22 protein-coding genes and 2 pseudogenes are annotated in these 20,256 nt (G+C 59.0%); 9 read left to right on the forward strand and 15 right to left on the reverse strand.

The features are described from left to right. From QTI05_RS00005 to QTI05_RS00015, 3 genes are all read right to left on the reverse strand, one after another. Nucleotides 1-258 (reverse strand): Clp protease/crotonase-like domain-containing protein (locus tag QTI05_RS00005; protein ID WP_506555335.1); only part of this gene is annotated, 258 nt, incomplete at its 3' end. Between the two features lie 116 nt (nucleotides 259-374). Next, a complete protein-coding gene (locus tag QTI05_RS00010; RefSeq protein WP_286622421.1) occupies nucleotides 375-1,388 on the reverse strand; it encodes a tripartite tricarboxylate transporter substrate binding protein in 1,014 nt (337 codons plus the stop codon). A gap of 620 nt (nucleotides 1,389-2,008) precedes the next feature. Next, nucleotides 2,009-2,158 (reverse strand): hypothetical protein, encoded by a 150-nt coding sequence (locus tag QTI05_RS00015; protein ID WP_286657769.1) that lies wholly within the window; start codon nucleotides 2,156-2,158, stop codon nucleotides 2,009-2,011. Nucleotides 2,159-2,459: 301 nt separating this feature from the next. Between QTI05_RS00015 and QTI05_RS00020 the strand changes: the two genes are divergently transcribed. Next, nucleotides 2,460-3,164, forward strand: a complete 705-nt coding sequence (locus QTI05_RS00020) for a GntR family transcriptional regulator (RefSeq protein WP_286622422.1) — start codon at nucleotides 2,460-2,462, stop codon at nucleotides 3,162-3,164. Between the two features lie 132 nt (nucleotides 3,165-3,296). Here QTI05_RS00020 and QTI05_RS00025 read toward each other — a convergent pair whose 3' ends face one another. Continuing rightward, nucleotides 3,297-3,647, reverse strand: coding sequence for an MmpS family transport accessory protein (locus QTI05_RS00025; protein WP_286622423.1), 351 nt, complete (start codon nucleotides 3,645-3,647; stop codon nucleotides 3,297-3,299). Nucleotides 3,648-3,663: 16 nt separating this feature from the next. Beyond that, the gene (locus tag QTI05_RS27810) at nucleotides 3,664-4,413 is read right to left on the reverse strand and encodes a fumarylacetoacetate hydrolase family protein (RefSeq protein WP_353505936.1); all 750 of its coding nucleotides are present in this window, start codon (nucleotides 4,411-4,413) and stop codon (nucleotides 3,664-3,666) included. A 327-nt stretch (nucleotides 4,414-4,740) separates the two neighbouring features. Here QTI05_RS27810 and QTI05_RS00030 point away from each other — a divergent pair, with 327 nt between their 5' ends. Beyond that, the gene (locus QTI05_RS00030; protein WP_286622424.1) at nucleotides 4,741-5,412 is read left to right on the forward strand and encodes a GntR family transcriptional regulator; all 672 of its coding nucleotides are present in this window, start codon (nucleotides 4,741-4,743) and stop codon (nucleotides 5,410-5,412) included. A gap of 301 nt (nucleotides 5,413-5,713) precedes the next feature. On the opposite strand, the pseudogene QTI05_RS00040 reads toward QTI05_RS00030, so the two are convergent. Continuing rightward, a pseudogene (locus tag QTI05_RS00040) lies at nucleotides 5,714-5,851 on the reverse strand (HAD family hydrolase); the annotation flags it as partial. On the opposite strand from QTI05_RS00040, the pseudogene QTI05_RS00045 reads away from it, so the two are divergent. Then, nucleotides 5,835-6,557, forward strand: a pseudogene (locus tag QTI05_RS00045) (serine--glyoxylate aminotransferase); the annotation flags it as partial. The pseudogenes QTI05_RS00040 and QTI05_RS00045 sit on opposite strands and share 17 nt — an antisense overlap. 83 nt (nucleotides 6,558-6,640) lie before the next feature. Beyond that, nucleotides 6,641-6,808, forward strand: a complete 168-nt coding sequence (locus tag QTI05_RS00050) for an integrase core domain-containing protein (RefSeq protein WP_286623317.1) — start codon at nucleotides 6,641-6,643, stop codon at nucleotides 6,806-6,808. 272 nt (nucleotides 6,809-7,080) lie between these two features. Here QTI05_RS00050 and QTI05_RS00055 read toward each other — a convergent pair whose 3' ends face one another. The 5 genes from QTI05_RS00055 to QTI05_RS00075 are packed head-to-tail and all read right to left on the reverse strand — an operon-like array spanning nucleotide 7,081 to nucleotide 11,723. Further along, complete coding sequence (locus tag QTI05_RS00055) at nucleotides 7,081-7,296, reverse strand: hypothetical protein (RefSeq protein ID WP_286623370.1); 216 nt, start codon at nucleotides 7,294-7,296, stop codon at nucleotides 7,081-7,083. A 41-nt stretch (nucleotides 7,297-7,337) separates the two neighbouring features. Continuing rightward, complete coding sequence (locus tag QTI05_RS00060) at nucleotides 7,338-8,339, reverse strand: tripartite tricarboxylate transporter substrate binding protein (protein WP_286622425.1); 1,002 nt, start codon at nucleotides 8,337-8,339, stop codon at nucleotides 7,338-7,340. Nucleotides 8,340-8,387: 48 nt separating this feature from the next. Continuing rightward, entirely contained in the window at nucleotides 8,388-9,716 is a 1,329-nt protein-coding gene (fahA, locus tag QTI05_RS00065; RefSeq protein WP_286622426.1) for a fumarylacetoacetase, read from the reverse strand. 14 nt (nucleotides 9,717-9,730) lie between these two features. After that, nucleotides 9,731-10,963 (reverse strand): CaiB/BaiF CoA transferase family protein, encoded by a 1,233-nt coding sequence (locus QTI05_RS00070; RefSeq protein ID WP_286622428.1) that lies wholly within the window; start codon nucleotides 10,961-10,963, stop codon nucleotides 9,731-9,733. A gap of 1 nt (nucleotide 10,964) precedes the next feature. Beyond that, nucleotides 10,965-11,723 carry an enoyl-CoA hydratase/isomerase family protein gene (locus QTI05_RS00075; protein WP_286622429.1) on the reverse strand — a complete coding sequence of 253 codons (759 nt, stop codon included), beginning with the start codon at nucleotides 11,721-11,723 and terminating at the stop codon, nucleotides 10,965-10,967. A 129-nt stretch (nucleotides 11,724-11,852) separates the two neighbouring features. On the opposite strand from QTI05_RS00075, the gene QTI05_RS00080 reads away from it, so the two are divergent. Then, nucleotides 11,853-12,578: a TetR/AcrR family transcriptional regulator gene (locus QTI05_RS00080; protein ID WP_286622430.1), complete on the forward strand. Its 726-nt coding sequence runs from the start codon at nucleotides 11,853-11,855 to the stop codon at nucleotides 12,576-12,578. A 446-nt stretch (nucleotides 12,579-13,024) separates the two neighbouring features. Here QTI05_RS00080 and QTI05_RS00085 read toward each other — a convergent pair whose 3' ends face one another. Further along, nucleotides 13,025-14,068 carry an AraC family transcriptional regulator gene (locus QTI05_RS00085; RefSeq protein WP_286622431.1) on the reverse strand — a complete coding sequence of 348 codons (1,044 nt, stop codon included), beginning with the start codon at nucleotides 14,066-14,068 and terminating at the stop codon, nucleotides 13,025-13,027. A gap of 153 nt (nucleotides 14,069-14,221) precedes the next feature. Between QTI05_RS00085 and QTI05_RS00090 the strand changes: the two genes are divergently transcribed. The 4 genes from QTI05_RS00090 (at nucleotide 14,222) to QTI05_RS00105 (ending at nucleotide 17,357) form a co-directional block, all read left to right on the forward strand. Then, nucleotides 14,222-14,761 carry a 2,4'-dihydroxyacetophenone dioxygenase family protein gene (locus tag QTI05_RS00090; RefSeq protein WP_286622432.1) on the forward strand — a complete coding sequence of 180 codons (540 nt, stop codon included), beginning with the start codon at nucleotides 14,222-14,224 and terminating at the stop codon, nucleotides 14,759-14,761. Beyond that, the gene (locus QTI05_RS00095; protein ID WP_286622433.1) at nucleotides 14,758-15,840 is read left to right on the forward strand and encodes a zinc-binding dehydrogenase; all 1,083 of its coding nucleotides are present in this window, start codon (nucleotides 14,758-14,760) and stop codon (nucleotides 15,838-15,840) included. The genes QTI05_RS00090 and QTI05_RS00095 overlap by 4 nt, the downstream gene beginning before the upstream one ends. Before the next feature lie 51 nt (nucleotides 15,841-15,891). Then, a complete protein-coding gene (locus QTI05_RS00100) occupies nucleotides 15,892-16,155 on the forward strand; it encodes a hypothetical protein (protein ID WP_286622434.1) in 264 nt (87 codons plus the stop codon). A 140-nt stretch (nucleotides 16,156-16,295) separates the two neighbouring features. Continuing rightward, nucleotides 16,296-17,357, forward strand: coding sequence for an alpha/beta fold hydrolase (locus QTI05_RS00105; protein ID WP_286622435.1), 1,062 nt, complete (start codon nucleotides 16,296-16,298; stop codon nucleotides 17,355-17,357). A 669-nt stretch (nucleotides 17,358-18,026) separates the two neighbouring features. On the opposite strand, the gene QTI05_RS00115 is transcribed toward QTI05_RS00105, so the two are convergent. The 3 genes from QTI05_RS00115 to QTI05_RS00125 form a co-directional block, all read right to left on the reverse strand. After that, entirely contained in the window at nucleotides 18,027-18,191 is a 165-nt protein-coding gene (locus QTI05_RS00115; protein WP_286657770.1) for a hypothetical protein, read from the reverse strand. Between the two features lie 186 nt (nucleotides 18,192-18,377). Further along, nucleotides 18,378-18,926, reverse strand: a complete 549-nt coding sequence (gene gloA / locus QTI05_RS00120; RefSeq protein ID WP_286622436.1) for a lactoylglutathione lyase — start codon at nucleotides 18,924-18,926, stop codon at nucleotides 18,378-18,380. A gap of 226 nt (nucleotides 18,927-19,152) precedes the next feature. After that, nucleotides 19,153-20,136 carry a helix-turn-helix domain-containing protein gene (locus tag QTI05_RS00125; protein ID WP_286622438.1) on the reverse strand — a complete coding sequence of 328 codons (984 nt, stop codon included), beginning with the start codon at nucleotides 20,134-20,136 and terminating at the stop codon, nucleotides 19,153-19,155. Nucleotides 20,137-20,256 lie beyond the last annotated feature (120 nt).

Consider the following 20,256-nt stretch of genomic DNA (forward strand, 5'->3'; position numbering starts at 1 on the left):
GCCGGGAAGGTCATACGGATGTGCGCGACCCGCGATAGCGGCGCTTCGCACTTCATTCAAATAGTCGACGTCCGCGCCTGCAGAGAAATTCTTGAGACCGCTGCGCAGAATGACCGCTCGTGACCCTGCGGACTCAGCTGCGGACAAACCATCCAGTACCGCGTCCAAAAATGCAATACTCATAAAATTGTGCGGGCGTGCTTCCATCGACAAAATGGAAACTGGGCCGTCAACACTATGCTTAATCAAATCATTCACAATTCCGCCTCTTTCTGTCATACGTTAGATACTTTGGGTCACATAAAATTTGGAGCCAGCCGCGGTGCACTCCGAGCTACAAAAATTTCTTTCGGCAAAGACCGCGCTTCTAGAGATCACTGCGGCTGCAATTTGAACTTGACCGCCATATCTGCGTACTGCTTGATAGCTGATGCGTAAAAGACATCAGCTTCTTTCAGCGACATACCGAATGGCTTGGCGGCACTATCTTTGGCAAATCTCTGGAATTCAGGCGTTTCGATCGCCTTGCGAATAGCGATGTTTAGCCTTTCGGCAACGTTCTCAGGCACATCCCGCTTCACCATAATCACACTCCAGGAGGCGTATTCAAACGTGCGATCACGCCCCTCCGCGAGAGTTACGACGTCGGGAATCTCGGCGTTGCGTTGCGATGCAGCTAGGCCGACAGGAACGATCCGGCCTTCTTTGATCATAGAAACGCTGTTGGCTGCAATAGGCAAAAAGGCTAAGTCCACATGGTTCCCAAGAAGATCCTGAATGATTGGCGCCCCTCCCTTATAGGGCACTCCTGTGATTCGCATTCCGGCGAACGATGCAAAATCCTCACTGGCTAAATGCGATAGAGATCCAAGACCTTGGTGCGCAATGGATAGCCCTCCCTGCGCTGTTTTACTCATCTCAACTAAGTCTTTGAGCTTTTTTCCTGCAAGCCCTGGCCGAGCTACAAGAATGAAGTCGCTGCGAGCTAATGGGGTAATCAACCTAAAGTCGCTCGCCTTGTATTGGGCGGATGACAACACAAGTGGCGCGAGAATCAGATCGTTCGCGTGGGCAAGCAGCGTGTATCCGTCCGACGACGCTCTCGCGACGTTCATGGCGCCAATAGCACCACCTACGCCCGGAAGGTTTTCAACTACGACGGGTTGACCAAGCGAACTTTGAAGCGCTGCGAGAATTTGCCTGACGACTCCGTCTATTCCACCTCCGGCCGGAAACGCCACCTTGATCACTATTGGCTTTGACGGATATTGCTCGCTACCAGCGCTGTATTGCGGCAGAGAGAAAGCCATTGCGATCAGACTGAATATGACCGCCTTCAAACATGCTGAAATTTTCTTGACCGGAGTGAGCGGATGATGGATTAACACTTTTGTCTCCTGGGCGTGTTGGATTACGAGGATTGACCCAAAGGGTCAAGCCGCCAGACCTCGACCAACGGTCACCTCCCACTCATCCAGCGTCGGACGATGCTCGGTTGCGCCAGCCTGTTATCGATATTACACAGAAAAATTTATTTTTTCAACAGGTTTGTGGATGCGGCCCATGAACTCCTGTTTTACGAGGTCGCCAGCTCGCCATGTCGAACGTATGAGGGTGTACGCAGCCAGGCCTCTCGTGCTGTCCAGCCCCCTCGGTGGTGATCGATGGTGCCCGCCTCGCCACCCAGCGCAACGGCGCGGTCGGGCCTGGTGAGGTCGCCCGTCCACTCATAGCTCCGTGCGGGGGCGGCATTACCGTATCCGGTTCCTGCCTTGAGTCATGTTGATGGGGGCACGGGACAAAATCGCACCCGCAAGAGCACTCGGCCACTGCCTGCACAGAGTCCCCGCGCGCCCTGCCCTCCTCGCCTCAGCGCCAGCCGAAACGCGAAAGCATTTCCGTGGAGCGGTCAGCAGCATCGGCAAATGGTCGCGCATAGACCTAGGTATAGCGGCACCGACGCATGTCCAAGACCCGGGGGCCTCAATTCGCGTACTGAGCGACCCGTTCAGCGATCTAAGCCCATGTGATCCGAGCAGGCGATCTGGAAGCGCCGCTGACCAATCAGAGCCATGCTGGCGACTGCCTGCAGCGGAAGCGCCGACAGAGTCACCGTCAGGTCGCTGCACGTGTAGCCTTTCACCGTCAGATCGACCACAATGCAGTGCCGTGGGGCCGGTCTAACCGTTGACCTACGTTAACCCACTACGCACTCTCAATCCTAGATCAGTACGATCATGCCTTCCGCGATGTTGATCTGCCAGACATATCCGCCGCCGGCGTCCCGCGGTAGACCAGGCGCATCGTAGTTGAGCTGCTCTTCGGCGAGTCTGGATTTTGCCGCCCCTACGTGCTGCCCCCGCTCGTAGCGCCGGGATGCACCGTACCTCTACAAAATTCGGTTCATCGGGGAAACGTGAGAGCCCGAGGGCAGGTTCTGAGCTCAATATAGTCGCCGAATGAAGTCTGCCCTGAGCGAAACGTTAACCGAAGGAATATACCGCCGTCTAAAAAAAGATGTCGTGGCGGGAGTTTTTAAACCGGATCAGAAACTAAAGATTTCGGACATCAGCGAATACACCGGTGCAAGCCCAAGTCTTGTAAGAGAGGTGCTTTCTCGACTGATTGCAGACGGGCTTGTCATCGCAGAGCCACAAAAAGGCTTTAGAACTGCCCCGCTAAAGCTAGCAGAATTCGAACAACTGACCGAGGCACGAATAGCCATTGAATCGATGTGTCTACGCGATGCAATCTTACATGGCGACATACGATGGGAATCTGATATCGTTTCAGCGCTTCATGCATTGCGCCGCGCGAAAGAGGAGAAAGGCTCTCGTCCAGTAAATGCATCTCCGGAATGGGTTCAATCGCATGCATTGTTTCATCAAGCGCTCGTTCGCGCATGTCAAAATATTTGGTTTTTGAGAATGCGGGAAATGCTCTATATTCAGAGCGAGCGATTCAGAGCGATTGCGTTGCCTGTTACACCCAGTGAACGAAACATCGGGGCGGAGCACGAAGGAATTGCGGCAGCGACAATAGCAAGGGATGCTCGGCTAGCTGTGGATCTCCTTACAAATCATCTTCAAAGCACGATGAGAGTACTGATGAATGCAGCGACTTATAACAACGAAAAATCCAAAGAATCCCCGCCGATTCCGTAGGGAAATCTATAAAATCGGCCGGTTAAAAGCCATTGAGTCGCTTCGCGGTTATCCCGAGATCTAAACAGAATTTTTGGTTCGCTGCGGAAGCAGAACGAAATGCCAGCACTGAGACTTGGCTACCCTCTCGACTCAGAAGATAGACAGTCCTAACAGCACGATTGCAAGAATGCAGATTGAGAGCTTGGCCATAAAGACCTGACCAGCCAGATATCCATCAAAATCGCCGACGGGAATCAAGACCAGACCACAGCAGCTTCCAACGATGAGTGCTTCTTCGGGTGAGCAGTACCAATATGCATTGGGGTCATCACTTTCTTTCTCTTCTGCTTTTTCACCAGCCATCGTTTCTGCGCAGGATAATGAGTCTGAATTCGAGGTTTTTTGATCGACTCGGCAATGCTGGTCAGCATATTGAAGGACTACGTTCTCAACACGGAAAGCGCTACTCGTCTCCAGCTCATTCCGGCCAAGTTTGCTCATTTCTCGCCCTTCTGGTCTAGGCTAGTTTTAAGGAGTGACTCTGCGCGTGGGGATCTGTTCCGCTCCGGAAAAGGCGTCTTTGAAATGCTCGCCTGGCGCGATTAGGGGCCCGCGAGCTCCTTCCGGAAAAGCAGCTGCGGTTGTGAGATATGCCGCATGCCCAATGCGCAAGCGCCATCGACGTTCGTGCCAAGCGCCTATTTGTGGCGTTCGCGCATTGGACATGACGCGCAGAGGCTTCGTTGAAAATCGAATAGCCCGAAATGTGTAACAAGACTGCGTCACCCGAGAAGTGGCGCCGGCTTTCGCCCAAAATGGCAACCAGGTCGCCCTTTCCGTCGAATTGCTCGGGATTAGTGGCACGAATGATCGTCACGCCGTCTCCGGCGCTTAGGAAACCAAGGCGTGAGAACACCGATGGATACTCGGAAACCCTGAACCCGCTCTCGCCCGGGTAGTCACGATAGTTCAGCCCGATGCAAATCCGCCACACCTTCTGAAAGATGGCGGCGACAGCCGTTTGAACTCGAAGCGCACGTGTACCCGAGGCAAACAGTTCGCGTGCCGAGCTACCCAAGCCGTGGAGGCGACTGGGACCGAGGCGGCTCGGAAAGTCTGGACCATCCTCCCGTAGGACACGCGAATCTTCGCCTCCCATTGAGACACCCAGTCCATGCTGCGCGCCACTCTGAAGCCCGAAAAGTTCCACCTTATCGCCCTTCTCCGCCATTTGTACGACATTGTGATATAATATCGATAAACGCATAGGATATCCTATATTTTTTCGAAGGAGTGAGGCGATGCAGGGTCTTGGTGATGGGCCTTTTGTGCGCTCACCCGCTACCGGGATCCGACTTTGGCAGCCGGGCGCCTATGTCGGCTGGCCGCGCATGATCATCCTGAAGCGGGCTTGGAGTACGGATGCCATAAGCAACGACATCGATGACGGCCACAGTCCCTTCCTGAGCACCATCTGAGGCCCTCTCGCGAGGGCGCCTCGCGTGACGAGCAGTCGTCCAGCATGGCGTCAGCTTTCTCCTTTGGGTCAGCATCGGCACGGCAGCATAGTTTCTAATTCGGCGCGGACAAAGATATGGGTATCTCACCAAGCAACAGCAGCATCACTCATTCGATATATCAGGTCTTGCGAGCCGATTTGCTTAAAGGTCGGTATGCGCCCGACGATAAGTTGAAGATCGCCGATCTCGGTGATGCGCTCTCCGTGAGCTCTGGGGTCATCCGAGAGGCCTTGTCGCGGCTATCCGCGGAGGGGCTAGTTGTCGCGGAGCCGCAGCGGGGCTTCCGCGTCGCGCCCGTATCTGCTAGCGAGTTCATTGATCTCGCAGGTGCGCGAGTCGAACTGGAAGGGATTTGTCTGCGAAAGGCGATCGAATTGGGCAATGTAGAGTGGGAGAGCAGAATCATGTCTGCGCTTCACCGCCTTAAGCGTTTGTCGATTCTTGGGCCGGCCGAGGCAGAAGATGTACTAGCGGTCACTGACGCGCATTCTGAGTTTCATCGCGCGCTTATCGATGCTTGCGGCAGCGATTGGCTACTCCGGGCCCGCGACCTTCTTTTCACACACAGTGAGAGATATCGATGGCTATCGTTGCTGCATGCGAACCGTGAGCGTGACCTCAACAGCGAGCATGAAGAGTTAGCGAAAGCGGTTGTTGAACGGAAGACGGAACTCGCGTGCGAGCTGCTAGGCACTCACCTCAATCGAACAGTAGACTATCTGCTCGGTACAGACTTTCTCAGATAGCGTACCAAGCACTCCGAAAGTTTGGGTTGCGCGTTTCCGTCGGCCACCCCGATTCGCAGCGGTGCGTGGAAGCGGGCATATTCGAAGAGCGCTTGCGGGCCGATGGAGCGATGGAGCTCAGAAAAGCAAAGCCGTCTGCGTCCTGCACAACGAGACTTCCAGGCGGTCGAAGGTCGTTCGCGCCAAGGCGAGCGTCGCCATTCCTAGACGATATCGTCCGGTGTCTTCGATGTGATGCAGGAAGCCGAGTCGGGTGAGCGTGTGTGTACTGTCGACTTCGGTTATGCGGAGCGCTGCGCTAGACATCGGCCCTGGCGAGCGCCGGCGCATCGTTGATGCCGTCGCCGGCCATCGCCACCACGTGGCCTTCCTTCTGGAGGAGCTCGACCAGCGCCAGCTTATCCGCAGGAGCAACCTCGCCATGCACCTCATCGATGCCCTCTTCCACCGGGGTGAATTTTGACATTGCTGCCGCGCATCGTACGATCGATGCCGCCGGCCATCACGCGCTGCTCATGGTCGACACAATTTTCGGCATCGCAAGTGCGGACTACCGCCACGACGAGTGGGGCATGAACGTCAGGACCAACGGTTCGCAAAAGGGCTGATGCTTCCGCTCGGCATCAGCTTCAACGCACTGTCCCCGCGTGCCTTGGAAGCTTCGAAGACTGCTAAGTTGCCTAGGTCCTTGTGGGCGTGGCACAAGATCGTTGAAATGAGCCACGATGGCTGCTGGCCATATTCGCCGAACAGCAATCTGCTCTACGGTCCTGGCCGAAGCCTGGAAGAGGGGCAAGACAGCGGCTTCGCTCGAAATCAACGGTGGGCCGCCGTCAATGCGTGGGGGCTTACCGATCCAGCGCGCAGGCTTCGCGGTCTACTCCCCGACCCCGGCGGGCGTGATCACGCCGGAGAGCGTGGATGCGGACGCTGTGCGCCGGGGAATCTATACCCGGTTTGACCTCTCGTTGGGGGCTGGTCTGAGCGAGCTAAAGGGGCGGATGTTCCCTCTAGGTCATCTAGGCGATAGCAACGATCTCACGCATTTCGCGATGGTAGCTGGCGCCGAAATTTTCCTCAAACTCACTGGGGTGCAGCTCGCCGACAGCGGCATCGAGGCTGCCATGGGCTTCTTTTCTTCGAACCGCGGAGGAATTCAAACGCTGGGACTTACCGGCGCGACCGAGGGGTGCCCGCGACGCCCCTACCCGCTTAAAACGCGACGCCAATGCGTCGCGGTGCCCGGCGCGACAACGACTTCGTGGAGCGCGTTTGGCGAATCATGCGGTACGAGCGCCTGTGCCTCAAAGCCTATGACAGCGCGAGCGCCGCGCGCGCCGGCATTGCCGACTACCTGGCTTGGTACGCCTGCGTATCGTCCCAACTCCAACCTTGATCGGCTCACGCCCGACGGAGCCCACTTCGCCAGCCTGCCGACACTGAAGCTGGCCGCGAAAGATGAAATCCCTGGTGCGCCCCGAGTTGCTCACCGCGCCGGTCGATTCGTCGCAAGCGCCGACTACCGCCGTGGCCAACTCTGCACCGTTGGCCCCCTGAAGTCCACCTATAGATCGGGGAAAGTTCAGACAACCGGGGTGACTTCTCTGGGCCACAAGAACTTCATGTTCATGGGCTCGGATGCCGGGGGTGAGCGCGTTGCCGCGAACGCTATGACAAAGACGCCAGCACCAGAAACAGGAGAAGGAGGCCCACTGCAGCAACCGAACCCTGTGCCCGATAGTAGTCCGTCATCTGCGCAGAAGGAACGACGATCAGTCCGTGGCAACCACCGACAATGACCGAATTTTCGGTGGGCGTTCCCTCGATCATTTCGGCTGATGTCGTCATGCATGCGTGCAACCGTTTTGGTGAAGTTGTGGTCATACGTGTCCAGTCAGGTCACGCACGGGTCGATGACGGATATGTCATTGCGGCTCGAGCTTCACGGCCTTCGCGATACGCCGGAACTTGTCGATTTCGGCCTGGTAGAACGCGGCGGACTGCACAGGAGTCATCGGCTCTACGGGCAGTGCGGCCGAGTCCTTGAGAAAGCTCTGGAAATCGCTACTCCCCGTTATTTCCGCCAGGCTCTTGTGCAGTGATGCGGCGACTGGCTCGGGAACGGACGCGGGCACGAAGACCGCGGCCCAGGCGCTGTAGACGAAGTTCTTGAGGTACTTGCCCTCGCTCAGCGTCGGCACCTTCGGCAGATAAGGATTGCGCTTGGTGTTCGCGACGCCGATCGCATTGATCTTGCCGGTGCGGATGAGCTCCAGTACGTTGGGCGCCAGCGGCACGAACGCCATATCGATCTCTCGGCTCAGCAGGGCCTGAATCACGGGGGCCGCGCCCTTGTACGGAACGTCCAGGACGTGTGCGTTCGTCGATGCGCTGAAATCCGCCCCCACCAGGTAGGGTGCCGAACCGTGCCCCCAACTACCGATCGTCAGTTCCTTCTGATCGCTCTTGCGAGCCCGCTCGATGAGGGCGTCAATGCCGGAAAACGCATGATCGGCGCTCGTGACCAGCGTGAAGTCGGTCGGCAGAATGGTGGCGAGCAGGCGGTACTGTTCGGGCTTGTACTTCACCTGCGACAAGGCAAGCGGCGACAGGATCATGTCATTGCCTGTCGTCACGAGCAACGTTTGCCCGTCCGGCGCCGCGGTCAGCACGTTGTTCGCTGCGATCGAACCGCCGGCACCAGGCAGATTCTCGATGATGACCGGTTTTCCAAGTGCGGCCTGCAGAGGTACCTGAATCTTGCGCGCTGCCACATCAGCGGGTCCACCGGCCGGGTAGGCAACGCGTATCACGAGTGGTCGAGATGATGGAACCTGCGCGTGAACGATGGTGACCGGTGGCAGCGTCGCGGCAGCGACGATGCAGGCGGTCAGGAAGTGACGGCCGAGTTTGCAAACGAACTTCATGGTTGTCTCCTTTGGGGTGTTCTCAACAAGGCGGAGCGCGCGACGACGCTACGGTCGGGCCGGCAACACCCGGCCATGATTGACGCCGAAGCCGATGCGCCGGAAGCCTTTGCGCTCGCACCAGCCGCGGAAGATGACCGAGTCGCCATCCTCGAGAAAGCTGCGGCTTTCGCCGTTGCTCAGTTGGACAGGCATCTGTCCGGCCAGCGCCAGTTCGATCAGTGCGCCGGCCTCTGCCCGGCTAGGGCCTGAGATCGTGCCGCTACCCAGCAGGTCGCCCGCCTGCAGGTTGCAGCCACCCGCCGTGTGATGCGCAATCATCTGACCCATCGACCAGTAGTGGTGAGCGAACGTCGTGCGCGACAGGGTCTGGGGCGGCCGTTCGCCGGAGCGCATTCGATCGGTCTCAATCAGGACTTCCAGGCGAATGTCCAGCGCGCCAGCCGCCCGGTTTCCGTCATCTTGCAGATAGGGCAGGGGCTGGGGATCCGAGGCGGAACGCGTCCAGGGTTCTCGATAGGGGGCAAGCGCATCCAGGGTGACGATCCAGGGAGACACCGTCGTGGCGAAGTTCTTGGCATGGAAGGGCCCGAGCGGCGTCATCTCCCATGCCTGGATGTCGCGTGCCGACCAGTCGTTGAGCAAGCAGATGCCAAAGGCATGGTCTTCCGCGGAGGACAGCGCGACGCGTTCGCCGGGAGCATTGCCGACACCGATGTAGAGACCGAGTTCGAGTTCGTAGTCGAGTCGCTGGCAAGGCCTATATTCCGGAGTGACGCCACCTTCCTGAAGGACTTGTCCATGCGGACGTCGGAAGGTCTGGCCCGCGACGCCGATCGAGGAAACGCGGCCGTGGTACGCGGTGGGCACCCACTGGAAGTTTCTCGGCAGTTCTCCCTTCGGCGCGAGCAGGGCGCTGATGGCTCGAGCGTGGTGGATTGAGGTGTAGAAGTCTGTGTAGTCGCCGATGCGTGCCGGTAGCGCGAGTTCGGCGGCGGCCATCGGGCAGAGGCTTTGACGAATCGCATCGATGTCGCTCTTGCCATCTTGCCGGAGCAATCGGAAGAGCGCGTGGCGCAGCGCGCGCCACGCGGCCGGTCCCATCGCCAAGAAGTCGTTGAGTGCCGGGGCCGCACATGCCTTTGCCGCTTGCAGTGCGATGCCATCGAGGCCGTCCCGGTCCGCTGCTTGGCTCAGCGTTGCCAAATCCAGCACCTGGTCGCCGATAGCGACGCCCCCGCGCAAAGGCTCATCGCTGCCCGATCGCCGGAAGACGCCAAAGGGCAGATTCTGAATCGGGAAGTCGGTGTCGTCCGAATTCGCGCTCTGTATCCAGCTTGTGGCCGAGGCGTCGTGGGTAAGGTCTATTTCGCGCATGGCTCGACTCACCTTCAGTCGAACGCACCGCTGAGACTGCGACGGCTGCGCAGTACCCCTTGCGTGCGGAGCGCCTCGATGCGTTCCTCCGTGAGCCCGAGTTCGCCCAGGACCGCACTGTTGCTCTCTCCTTGGAAGTAGGGCACGCCAGGTGCCGGCAACTCGGAGCTTCCAAAGCGCCAGGGCGGGCCAGGCATGCGCACCGTGCCGCCGTCGCGATCGTCCACGTTGACGATCGCTCCCCAGTCCTTGGCCCACTCCGATTCAGCCAGATCCTGCGTGCTGCGCACGATGCCGATCGCAAGACCTGCCTCACTCACTTGCGCCTGCAGCAGATCCAGATCGGTGAAAGTCAGGATCCACGCCTTGACTTCGGCCATCAGGCTCTCAAGGTTTGCCTTGCGCTGGGTCGCTGATGCGAATCGCGGGTCCGTGAAGAGATCGGTCCGACGCATCATCGAGCAGTACTTGAGAAACATCGGCGAAGCCACTGGGCTCGAAGCGATAGTCAGCTTTCGCCCATCTGGCAGCTCGAACAGGGGCGACTCATTTGCGCTCAATGCGTAGGGTTCGTCCTTGACATCCAGACCTGTCAACAGGGCGCCGGCGCGTTCGTTGACGGAGAGCATCGTGGCGGCCATGCACACATCCACGTACTGGCCTTCACCGGTGCGCTCGCGATGCCGAAGGGCGGCCAGCACGGCGATGACGCCTTGCAGTCCGGTGTACACGTCAGCATGGCTGCAGGCATCATTGCGCGGTTCGACCATTGCGCCTTCGTAATGTTTCTGCAGAATGTCTGTGAGTCCGGTCTCGGCGTGGACTGTCGGTGCGAATGCCGGTCGATTACGCCAAGGTCCCGTCTGTCCGTACCCGCTGATCGAAACATAGACGATTTTTGGATTGATTTTCACCACGTCGTCGTAGCCAAAGCCAAAGCGTGCCAGCGTCCCCGGGCGAAAGTTCTCGACGATGACGTCGGCACTACGGCACATGTCCCCGACGATTTCGCGCGCCTCAGGCCAATTGAGGTCCAGGCTGATGTTGCGCTTGCCGGCGTTCTGCTGCGCGTAGTACATCGACATCGTGCCGACATGCGGTACACCTGCGCGGCCCAGGTCACCGGCGGGTGGCTCGATCTTGGTCACTTCGGCGCCCAAGTCGCGCAGCGTCTTGGTGCAACTCGGTCCGGACAGCACGCGCGTGAAGTCGACCACGCGCAGGCCTTCGAGTGGGGCGGCGCTCATCTCAGTTCCCCTCGAATACTGCGGAGCCCGGCCCAGTCGCGGCGAAGGCATCGAGGCCCCTCTTCTGGTCGCGGCTGTTCCACATCACCGTGTTGACTTCCTCCTGTCGTGCATCGCCTGCTGCGATGCCCCCTCGTGCCGCCAGATTCGCCACCGTCTTGATGCTGCGGAACGCCACCGTGGCACCCGCTGCCAGTTGTCGTGCCCACGAGAGCGACGCGGCAGCCAACTCGGCCTCCGCCGCGACGAGATTGATCACGCCCCAACGTTCCAGCGCACGCGCATCGTGGCGACGCCCGAACATCGCCATCTCCTTGGCGCGAGCCACGCCGGCGCGTTGCACCACACGCTGAACGCCGCCGAGCAGTGGCAACAGGCCGAGTGAGGCTTCCGCCATTCCGAAGGTCGCGGTGTCCGCTGCAACGATCATGTCGCACATCAACGCCAGTTCGAAGCCACCGCCAAGCGCGGCGCCATGGACCGCTGCGACAGTAGGCACAGGCACGTCTTCCAACAAGGCCCAGAGGCGAGCCAGCTCGCTCTGACTCCAGCGTTCAACAGGAAGCAGGTTGAGGTCGGCACCCGCGCAGAAGTGACGCATGGAACTGCGCAGCAGGATAGCGCGACAACCTTCGCCGACGGCTTGTTCGTACGCGGCCGCAAGCGCCTGCAGCATCGCGTTGTCAATCAGGTTGTGGGGTGGCTTCGCCAGGGTGACGATGCCAACGGCGCCATCCTTTTCATATGCAACTGGGCTCATACTTTCTCCTTGTATGAAAGCAATGATAACGATGTTAACAGATTCTGTTATCAGTGTTAACACCTATGTTTGAAGCAGGCACCGAAAGATGTCGCTTGTAAGATCGATCACGTTGAAAACCGTATCGCCATGTCCATCAAGCTGCCCAGAACACCCCCACGAGCGACTCCCCGCGTTGGCTCCAAAAAGCCCCGTGCGCTGCCCCCGCAACTCAGCGAGCCCGCCTACGAGCGCGGCGGCCTGCGCAACGCGCTCGTCGAGGAGGGGCGCAAGATGTTCGAGGAAAACGGTGCGAGCGAACTGAGCCTGCGCGCGCTGGCAAGACGACTCGGAGTGTCTGAAGCAGCGCCATCGCGCCACTTCACGGGAAAGGAAGAATTGCTGGCTGCCATCGCGTCCAGCGGATTCAAGGAGTTGGCTGAGCAACGCGTGAAGATCTCGGCAATGAATCTTGACGCGCTGGCCAGGGCCCGTGAAATGATGCTGAGCTACGTGCGCTACGCGGAGTTGCACGCCGGCTTGTTCGATCTGATGACGGGGCCGCGATTGCTGCAGGAGTTTTTCCGAGGTGATGTCGAGGCAGTGAGCAATGTGTCGTACTCCTATTTTTCAGATTCGATCTTCGAATTGGCGCTCGAGAGCGGCTGGGCCAAGGGCCAATTGCAGTATCTTTCGCACGCAGCTTGGTCTATGGAACACGGTGTTGCGGCGCTCATACTGGCGGGCCGCACTCCGAGAACGGACAGCGGTCTCGACAAGCAGCAGATGATCGAACTCTCGATCGATCTCTTTCTATCTGCCGTGGTCGCAGGACCCAAGCGGTTCAAGGGACCTTCGGTGTCGCACGAGGCCTAATCGTCCCGTGTCACAAGAGGCTTTGCGCTTGCTATTCGGCAGCGAGGACACTGCCCGAGACGGGCAAGTAGCTCGTAGCTCAGCCCATGGCGCAGGCCCGTGATTGGGGGTCGCCACGCGGCGCTGCGCGTACGGATAGCCTCAACGGCAACCTCGTGCACAAGTGCACATGTTGCGGCGCACGGAAGAGTGCCGACACGAAGGACAGCGGCGGCCAAGCGGCAGTCGCGCTTGCGCCGAGACCTCCGATTTGAACTACGACGCGGAGCCATTGGGTGAACGTGACTTGGCCGTTGAGCGCGTCAAGCCAGTGCGCCGTCTGGCTGCGTGAGATCCTCAGGTGATCCGGGGCGATGCGCTTTGGCATGCGTCGAGCCGTTGGACATACACGCGAGGACGATACCGCTTCACCGTTCCGCCACCCTAACAATGCAGCATTCGCCTACTCAAAAAGGTAGCGCGTTCTCAAATCTCTGGGCGGTTCCACTTGCGTCGGTCAGGTTCCGACGGCGCTCGATCAGTTGCCGGGGTGATTCGCCGTACCAACGCCGGCAAGCTCGAGCGTAGCTGCTCTGTTCGGAATATCCGAGCTTTGCCGCGATTTGCGAAATCTGCATGCCCGTCGTCGACAGCTGCCAGGCTAGGGCGCGCCGCACGTCGTCCAAGATTTCCTCGAATGACGTGTCTGATTCGGCAAGTCTGCGCTGAAGTACACGAGGATGAACGGCCATCTCGTCTGCGACCTCTACGAGGGTGGCTCGGTTCAGGTTCAAAAGCCGATGGATCATTTCCTCAACGTGATGGCTCAGGGAAAAAGTGGGGCCGGTCTGGGCGAGGTAGTTTTCTGCCAATGAGAGCACCATCGCGTCCCTCCCGCGGATTGGTTCATTCAGCGCGCCGCTGGGCAGATGAATAGAGTTCACATCGCTTCCGAACTGGACTGGGCAGCCGAACACGTCGCTATACCTCTCGGAAGCCGAGATGCGACGATGCTGAAAGGTGACACGAAGCGGCACAAAACCTTCGCCGAGCATAAGTCGGAAGGCATCCATCGCGATACTGAGGCTCTTTTCGACCATCTGATCCCGATACGCAATTTGCCGCCGGGCGATTCCGAAGGTGAATTCTGCCGATCGCGATCCACGGGTGAGCAAAGTGGTATCAGGCGGCGCGCAGAAATATAGATATCGCGACACCCTGTCAAGTGCGTGGGCGACGGTCTCGGAATGGCGAATCAGGAGCGCGACGGGACCGAGGATTTCGATCCCCTGCTTGCGGCCGAGACGCATACCGAAGTCGGGGCAATCAAGTTCAACCGCCGCCGAACCGATAACTTCGGCGAAGCCCCTGTAGGTGACGAACCGCTCATAGCTACCTGCCGCGTCTGGATCGACGCCGTGCGCTCGCAAAAGGGAGTCGGCGTCGCCACCGAGAGTCGACACCAAGTTTGCAAAGTGGAGCAACGCCAAGCCCCGGATCAGATCCGTCATAGTCGTCAAATGCTAAGCAAACTTCGCTCAAAGGCAAGTCGGAGAAACCATGCCCTGTCATGATTTCCCTCGAGCGCGGTGGAACCGAACTAGCGCTCGTGCACTACAAACCGATTCAAGTCACACCGAAATTTACAACCACAGGAGAATTCAATGACCACCCACGCTGCATTCAAGGCACCCGTCTTCACGCTTCCGCAGGACGAGCTTCTAACGCTCAACGTCAAGGACATCCCGGTCATGAAAGACGCGCTAGGACCGGGGATTCACTTCCAGCCGCTGTTGGCCGATCCCGAAGCCGGGGTTTCGGCAGTAATCGGCATCTTTGCGCCCGGGATTGTGGTGCCGTCCCACCTGCACACGGGCGCCGTCCACGGATATACGCTGAAGGGCAGCTGGTTCTACAAGGAATATCCGGACCAGGTGCAGACCCCGGGCTCCTACCTGTACGAGCCCTCCTCGTCGATGCACACCTTCTGCGTCCCGGAAACCAACACCGAGGATACGGTCGTCTTCTTCATCGTCTTCGGCGGAAACGTGCACTTCGATGAAGAAGGCAAGTTCATCTCAGTTCTCGATGCCATCACATTTCAAAACCTGATCAAGACGTGTGCAAAGGCTCAGGGCCTCGATGCCGTTCAGTACCTGAAGGGTGGCTCGGCCCATTATGCCGTCGAAAGGAGTCAAAAATGACGATGCGCGCTGTTGTCATGCAAGGCGGAGGCCTTGCGATGGCCGACGCACCAATTCCTCAACCCGGATCGGGCGAGGTCCTCGTCAAGACTCTGGCGTGCGGAATTTGTGGGAGCGACCTGCACTGTGTTGCGCACGGCGGAAAATTGCTCGCTAGTGCACGCGAGGTGGCAGGCATAGAGCTCTTCGATCCCAGCAAGCCAGTAGTTCTTGGTCACGAATTCTGTGCAGAGGTGGTTGAGCACGGGCCGGGAAGTCGTGGGGCACAAAAGGTCGGCACGCGCGTCGTCTCGGCACCCTTCCTCCTCCGACCGCAGCCGGTGACACTCGGATTTGGCGGCTTGGACACGCCTGGCGGATTTGCCGAATACATGGTGCTGTCGGAAGATCTCCTCATGCCGGTGCCCGACGACGTGCCCAGTGACATGGCTACCTTGGCCGAGCCGCTCGCGGTGGCCTTGCATGCCGTCAATCGGGGTGGGCTGGGATCCGATGACGTGCCGATCGTCATTGGTTGTGGCCCCATCGGGCTGGCAGTTATTGCCGTGCTCAAGATGCGCGGCGTTGGCCCGATCGTCGCGGCGGATTTTTCGCCATCGCGTCGTGCGATGGCCGCCGCTCTTGGGGCCGACATTGTGGTCGACCCACGCGAAACGTCGCCCTACGACTCGTGGCGATCTGTCGCCGCCGCTCCGGACCCAACGCGCTTTGGTCGCCAAACGCCGATGTTCCCAGCGTTTTCATTTCGCCCTTCAATCATCTTCGAGTGCGTCGGCGTACCCGGCATTATCCAGAAGATTCTGGCCGGTGCCCCTCCGTGTTCCAAGATCGTTGTAGCTGGCCTTTGCATGGAACTGGACACCTTCTACCCCACGTTCGCCATCATGAAGGAGGTTGATCTGGCCTTCAGTATCGCCTACACGATCGAGGAATTCGCAGAGGCGTTCTCGCATATCGTTTCCGGCCGATTGCAGGTCGGTGCGCTTATCACCAGCCATGTAGGACTCGACGGGGTACCGGACGCCTTTGCCCGATTGGCCGATCCAGAACGTGATGCCAAGATCATCATCGTTCCATAGCCCAGCCGCGCACCGTCCAACTAGTGATCGGCACTAGCAGCTGTTTTACCTATGAATGCGGCACACACCAGAGACCCGGAAGGAAGCACCCGCTTCCTCAATCTGGTCTCCTTTAAATGGCTGATGGCTGGCATGGGCTGGCGCGTCGATCTGTCGCGCCTGCAGAGTGACGAGGCCTACATCGACGAGTGTCTGCAACGCGCTCTGACTAGTGACTCAGAGTTGCTGCGCAAGCGCGGTGTCGAGATGCTTGGCTTGCGGCGCGCTTCGGATGCGCATTGTGGCCCTTCCATGCCGTCCACATTCGTCGCTTGACATTGTAGTGGGGGCTCAAGGGTCCAATCGTTTGGCTGCTTCGCTCCCCGGGCGTATGGGTCTGGGGAGGAATTTCATTGAGCAGATGCGAACAAGTACAAAGCTGCTTGGCGCATCTAGAGTTAATTGGAGAGTGGACTATGTCTATAGCTGACTGGGAATCGAGAAGTGTTCAATCCAATGGCCAGCGCATTCGCCTGAAGATTGCCGGATCGTCAGGGCCGATGGTGCTGTTGTGTCACGGATTCCCCGAATCGTCGTACTCTTGGCGACACCAACTCGACGCGTTAGCGGCGGCAGGATATCGCGCGGTCGCCATGGATATGCGGGGCTACGGGAGATCGTCCAAGCCCGCTGAAGCCGTCGCATACCGAATCACAGAACTGGTTGCAGACTGCGTCGGCGTGGTCGAGGCTCTGGGTGAATCGAGCGCAGTTATCGTCGGCCACGACCTAGGAGCGCCGGTGGCTTGGACCGCAGCGTGGACGCGACCAGATATATTTCGCGCAGTGGTCGGGCTTAGTGTTCCGTTCGGCGCGCGTGGCTTGGCTTGTCTACCGGGTAACCCCTTCGGCGAATTGCGGCCGAGCGTGGCGAACCGCCAGCTGGCTGGTCCTGACTCGATGTTCTATCACGAATATTTCTCCCTCCCCGGCGATATCGCGGCGCGTGAAGCAGAGCGGGATCTGCGGAGTTGGCTGACGAGTGCGTTTTACACTCTATCTGCTGACCGGCCCTTGCCTCCAGAGCTTGCAGGTGTGGACTTAACAAGGTTGCCCGAGGATATGCTCCGCGATTTTGTTCGTGCCGTCATGTCCGTGCCTCGATCCGGAACCTTCAATGCGCTACTCGAGCAACCAGAGAAGCTGCCGGCTTGGCTCAGCGAAGACATCCTAGACGTCTGTCTGGCAGAACTTGAATATAGTGGCCTAACCGGTCCGCTGAATTACTACCGGAACTCAGATCTAGATTGGGAGATTCTCGGTCAGCATCAAGGCAAGCCGATCGAAGTACCAGCGCTTTACATCGGCGGTGATCGCGACATTGTCACCATCTGGAGTCAGCAGGCGATCGCTCGCGCGCCAGAGGTTCTCATGGACCTGCGCGGATCGATCATTATTCCGAATTGCGGGCACTGGATTCAGCAGGAGCAACCCTTGGCGGTCAACCGGGAACTGCTGGCGTTCCTGCAAGCCTTGTGAGCCGATTTCCATGTAACCGACATTGGGCCGTGACCAAAGGCGAACTGGCTCCTCGCCGCCTTCCAGTCCATGGGCGCTCGCCCCCAGTCGGCGGTGATGTTGCGGAGCCCCAGCCAGATCAGCTTGGAGGCCGCGTCGTTGCTTAAGGGCCAGGGGATGAAACCAACGCCGCGCGGCGAGCGCTCCTGCGTGCCGACGGCACGCCTAGATGGCTGGCTGTTGGCCGATTGAACCAGGCGGCTGCGTGAGGGATGGATGCCGGATGGCCTTGACGACATCGCCGGCACGGGGCAGCGCCCGAGAGCCCGGCGACGCGAAGCGCCGACACGTCCATGATCCAAGAATAATTCAATCGGCCCTCAGCCATCAATGACCCAAGAGAGTGCGAGCGAAATCCAAGTCGGCAAATTGTGCTGCACAGGAGGCGTTAGGCATTGCAGGCGCCACAGGGCAATATCGGGAAGAAATTGCTCGCTCCGAGTTGCAGGCGAGTTTCCAGTGCATCTGCGCGAGTGCGCTATCCGACCACAATGCAGGCGACATCGCCATCGTACCGGACGGTTGCATCGATGTTCGCCCCTCAGTCGGCGAGGTTGAACATATTGCGAACGGAGCCGAGTACACGGCGGCTTGGCCCTGGACGCCGTAGCCAAACACCCTCACCGGAAATCAGACTTCCTCCGCGGCGCCAGCGGCCGCCATTGGGTTGTAACTTGCTGGGCAGCGTACTCGCCCCTGCTCGGGGATGGCGTGGTGCACGCGCCGCCTGAGTTCGATCTTGACAGTCTGCAGTTGGGCGCCCAGGCGTTTGGCACCGGTCAGCCGCAGCACCATGAATTAGCCCTTCCTAGTCTCGCCGCAGCGATGCGTGAAGCCCAGGAGATCGAAGGTCTGCGGTTTGCTCTGTCCCGCGCGGCTTCAGTTCGCACGGGGAGGTTACTCACCATAATCAATGTTCAGTCGGCATCACCCTTCCTTTCCTGAAACATTTGCGGCCAGCGTCAACAGCCAACATGCAGCTCATGAAGCTGGGGCAGCACCCAACCTCTTCAAGCGGGCCGGCTCGACGATCTCAATCCAATAGCCATCCGGGTCCTTGACGAAAGCGACGTCCTTCATCTTGCCTTGGTTGGGTCGTTTGACGTAGGGAGCAGCATGCTGGTCGAACCAGGCTATGGCGGCGTCGAGATCGGGCACCGAGACGCAAATGTGGCCGAATCCTTGGGGATGGGCGTTGCCATCGTGATAGCGAAAGATTGGATCGCTCTCGGTTCCCCAGTTGTGTGTGAGTTCGAGAATTCCACGCTGTGAGAAGGTCCACACCGTGCGATCGCCATCGTCTTCAGGCACTTCGTTGTCGTCGGGCAGGTATCCCAAAAAATAGAGCGAAAACTTCATCTCCTGGAAATCGAGCTTATGCAGGACCCGCATGCCCATGATTTCGCAATAAAACGCGAGAGAAATGACTGGGTCCCTGACCCTCAGCATCGAATGATTGAGGACGAAGCCCCGCGTGGCAGCCGGCGGTTCTAGGCTAACGCCGAGATGTGATTCGGTCTTAAACGTCATTCTTGCCTTGGCTCTAGTGAAGTGGTTGCATTAGTGGGCGCGATGGAGAGGGTCGTATTCCTTGACCATTGCTGCCAGAGTATTGGGTGTGCCCCCACGAAGTCATTCCCCGGGAGCGCAACGGAGTGGCAGGACATTGAGGCCGTTCGCCCACCACGCGGTGAATCGGTAGTCACTATTAATAGCGGGGCAGATGTAACCGGGAGCCCGGGCCTGTCGGAGTTTGTCACTTCATTGTGTCGGAGCGTGCGCGCTCTCGGTACTCACGAGGATTCATGCCGAACTGCTGCTTGAATGCGCGACTGAAGTGCGTTGGGTCGCTGAAGCCCCATGCGTAGGCAATCTCGGCCACGCCGGCATCCCGGTACGCCCGACTGCGCAGGTCTTCGCTGCAGCGGGCGAGCCTCTGCGCCTTGATCCAAGAAGAAACGCTAGCCCCGGTCTGAGCAAAGAGCATGTGCACGTACCGCGGCGACATGCGGTTGGCTGCCGCAATGCTAGTTGGCGTCATGTTCTCGTCCTGCAAGTTCAAAAGAACGTAGTCTTGAAGCTGTTTCAAGTATCTCATCGCCAGTCCCTGAGGCGGGGCATCGACGCGATGATTCATCGCCGCGGTGAGAAGTTCGAGCGTCGCTCGGCGCACAGCGGCTTGATCCGTATCGCCCAGAAGGTCCATTTGCTCCGCGAGGGTCGCCACGTGTCCGAAGAGGACGGCCCCGATCCCGCGGCGACTGTCGATCATGGTCCCGTTGAACCGCGCACCTCTGGGCAGCCGATCCTGGACGGCAGTCCATGGAAGAACGAGCGACACCTTGTGGAGCTTCTCGATGACGGTGAATTCCATCGGTTGGTTGCTAGTCCAGATGAGCAAGTCGCCCGGTCCAACACCGACCACATCGCTGCCGAAGTGAAACTTCTCGCTCCCTGCCTTCGTGATCTGGACGCCGATGTACGCTTGGTCGTCCTTCGCGATCAGCTGCGGCAACCGCCTTCCAGTGCATGGATCGCAGACGCACTCCACGACGCGAAGTCCGCGGAAATCTCGATTCTTCACACTTGCCGTGAACTGTGGACCAACCGTCCGGTGCACCTGCCACGGCCCATAGTTGTCAGTCAGCGCAGCCTGCCACGCGTCCGTGACGTCAGCTCGATGAATGCCTCGGGTGGTCCAGCTGGCGAGGGCTGCAGAAGTGGCATCGGGCTCAATCATATTTGTCTCCGGTCCCTAGGGCGCTCGACGGTGCCCGCGCACTCAGCATATCTTCAATGCTTCGTCTTGACATGTTCCCAAAGTGAAATCCAACTCGTTCACAGGGGAAGTGACCGCGAG

The organism is Variovorax fucosicus, from assembly GCF_030316825.1.
GTDB lineage: Bacteria > Pseudomonadota > Gammaproteobacteria > Burkholderiales > Burkholderiaceae_C > Variovorax > Variovorax fucosicus.

What these genes read in the sequence shown, in the direction of transcription:
- QTI05_RS00020 (WP_286622422.1), top strand. Translation starts at nt 2,460, where the DNA reads ATGAAGTCTGCCCTGAGCGAAACGTTAACCGAAGGAATATACCGCCGT.
- QTI05_RS00025 (WP_286622423.1), bottom strand. Translation starts at nt 3,647, where the DNA reads ATGAGCAAACTTGGCCGGAATGAGCTGGAGACGAGTAGCGCTTTCCGT.
- QTI05_RS27810 (WP_353505936.1), bottom strand. Translation starts at nt 4,413, where the DNA reads ATGCGTTTATCGATATTATATCACAATGTCGTACAAATGGCGGAGAAG.
- QTI05_RS00030 (WP_286622424.1), top strand. Translation starts at nt 4,741, where the DNA reads ATGGGTATCTCACCAAGCAACAGCAGCATCACTCATTCGATATATCAG.
- QTI05_RS00050 (WP_286623317.1), top strand. Translation starts at nt 6,641, where the DNA reads ATGCGTCGCGGTGCCCGGCGCGACAACGACTTCGTGGAGCGCGTTTGG.
- QTI05_RS00055 (WP_286623370.1), bottom strand. Translation starts at nt 7,296, where the DNA reads ATGACCACAACTTCACCAAAACGGTTGCACGCATGCATGACGACATCA.
- QTI05_RS00060 (WP_286622425.1), bottom strand. Translation starts at nt 8,339, where the DNA reads ATGAAGTTCGTTTGCAAACTCGGCCGTCACTTCCTGACCGCCTGCATC.
- fahA (WP_286622426.1), bottom strand. Translation starts at nt 9,716, where the DNA reads ATGCGCGAAATAGACCTTACCCACGACGCCTCGGCCACAAGCTGGATA.
- QTI05_RS00070 (WP_286622428.1), bottom strand. Translation starts at nt 10,963, where the DNA reads ATGAGCGCCGCCCCACTCGAAGGCCTGCGCGTGGTCGACTTCACGCGC.
- QTI05_RS00075 (WP_286622429.1), bottom strand. Translation starts at nt 11,723, where the DNA reads ATGAGCCCAGTTGCATATGAAAAGGATGGCGCCGTTGGCATCGTCACC.
- QTI05_RS00080 (WP_286622430.1), top strand. Translation starts at nt 11,853, where the DNA reads ATGTCCATCAAGCTGCCCAGAACACCCCCACGAGCGACTCCCCGCGTT.
- QTI05_RS00085 (WP_286622431.1), bottom strand. Translation starts at nt 14,068, where the DNA reads ATGACGGATCTGATCCGGGGCTTGGCGTTGCTCCACTTTGCAAACTTG.
- QTI05_RS00090 (WP_286622432.1), top strand. Translation starts at nt 14,222, where the DNA reads ATGACCACCCACGCTGCATTCAAGGCACCCGTCTTCACGCTTCCGCAG.
- QTI05_RS00095 (WP_286622433.1), top strand. Translation starts at nt 14,758, where the DNA reads ATGACGATGCGCGCTGTTGTCATGCAAGGCGGAGGCCTTGCGATGGCC.
- QTI05_RS00100 (WP_286622434.1), top strand. Translation starts at nt 15,892, where the DNA reads ATGAATGCGGCACACACCAGAGACCCGGAAGGAAGCACCCGCTTCCTC.
- QTI05_RS00105 (WP_286622435.1), top strand. Translation starts at nt 16,296, where the DNA reads ATGTCTATAGCTGACTGGGAATCGAGAAGTGTTCAATCCAATGGCCAG.
- QTI05_RS00115 (WP_286657770.1), bottom strand. Translation starts at nt 18,191, where the DNA reads ATGGTGCTGCGGCTGACCGGTGCCAAACGCCTGGGCGCCCAACTGCAG.
- gloA (WP_286622436.1), bottom strand. Translation starts at nt 18,926, where the DNA reads ATGACGTTTAAGACCGAATCACATCTCGGCGTTAGCCTAGAACCGCCG.
- QTI05_RS00125 (WP_286622438.1), bottom strand. Translation starts at nt 20,136, where the DNA reads ATGATTGAGCCCGATGCCACTTCTGCAGCCCTCGCCAGCTGGACCACC.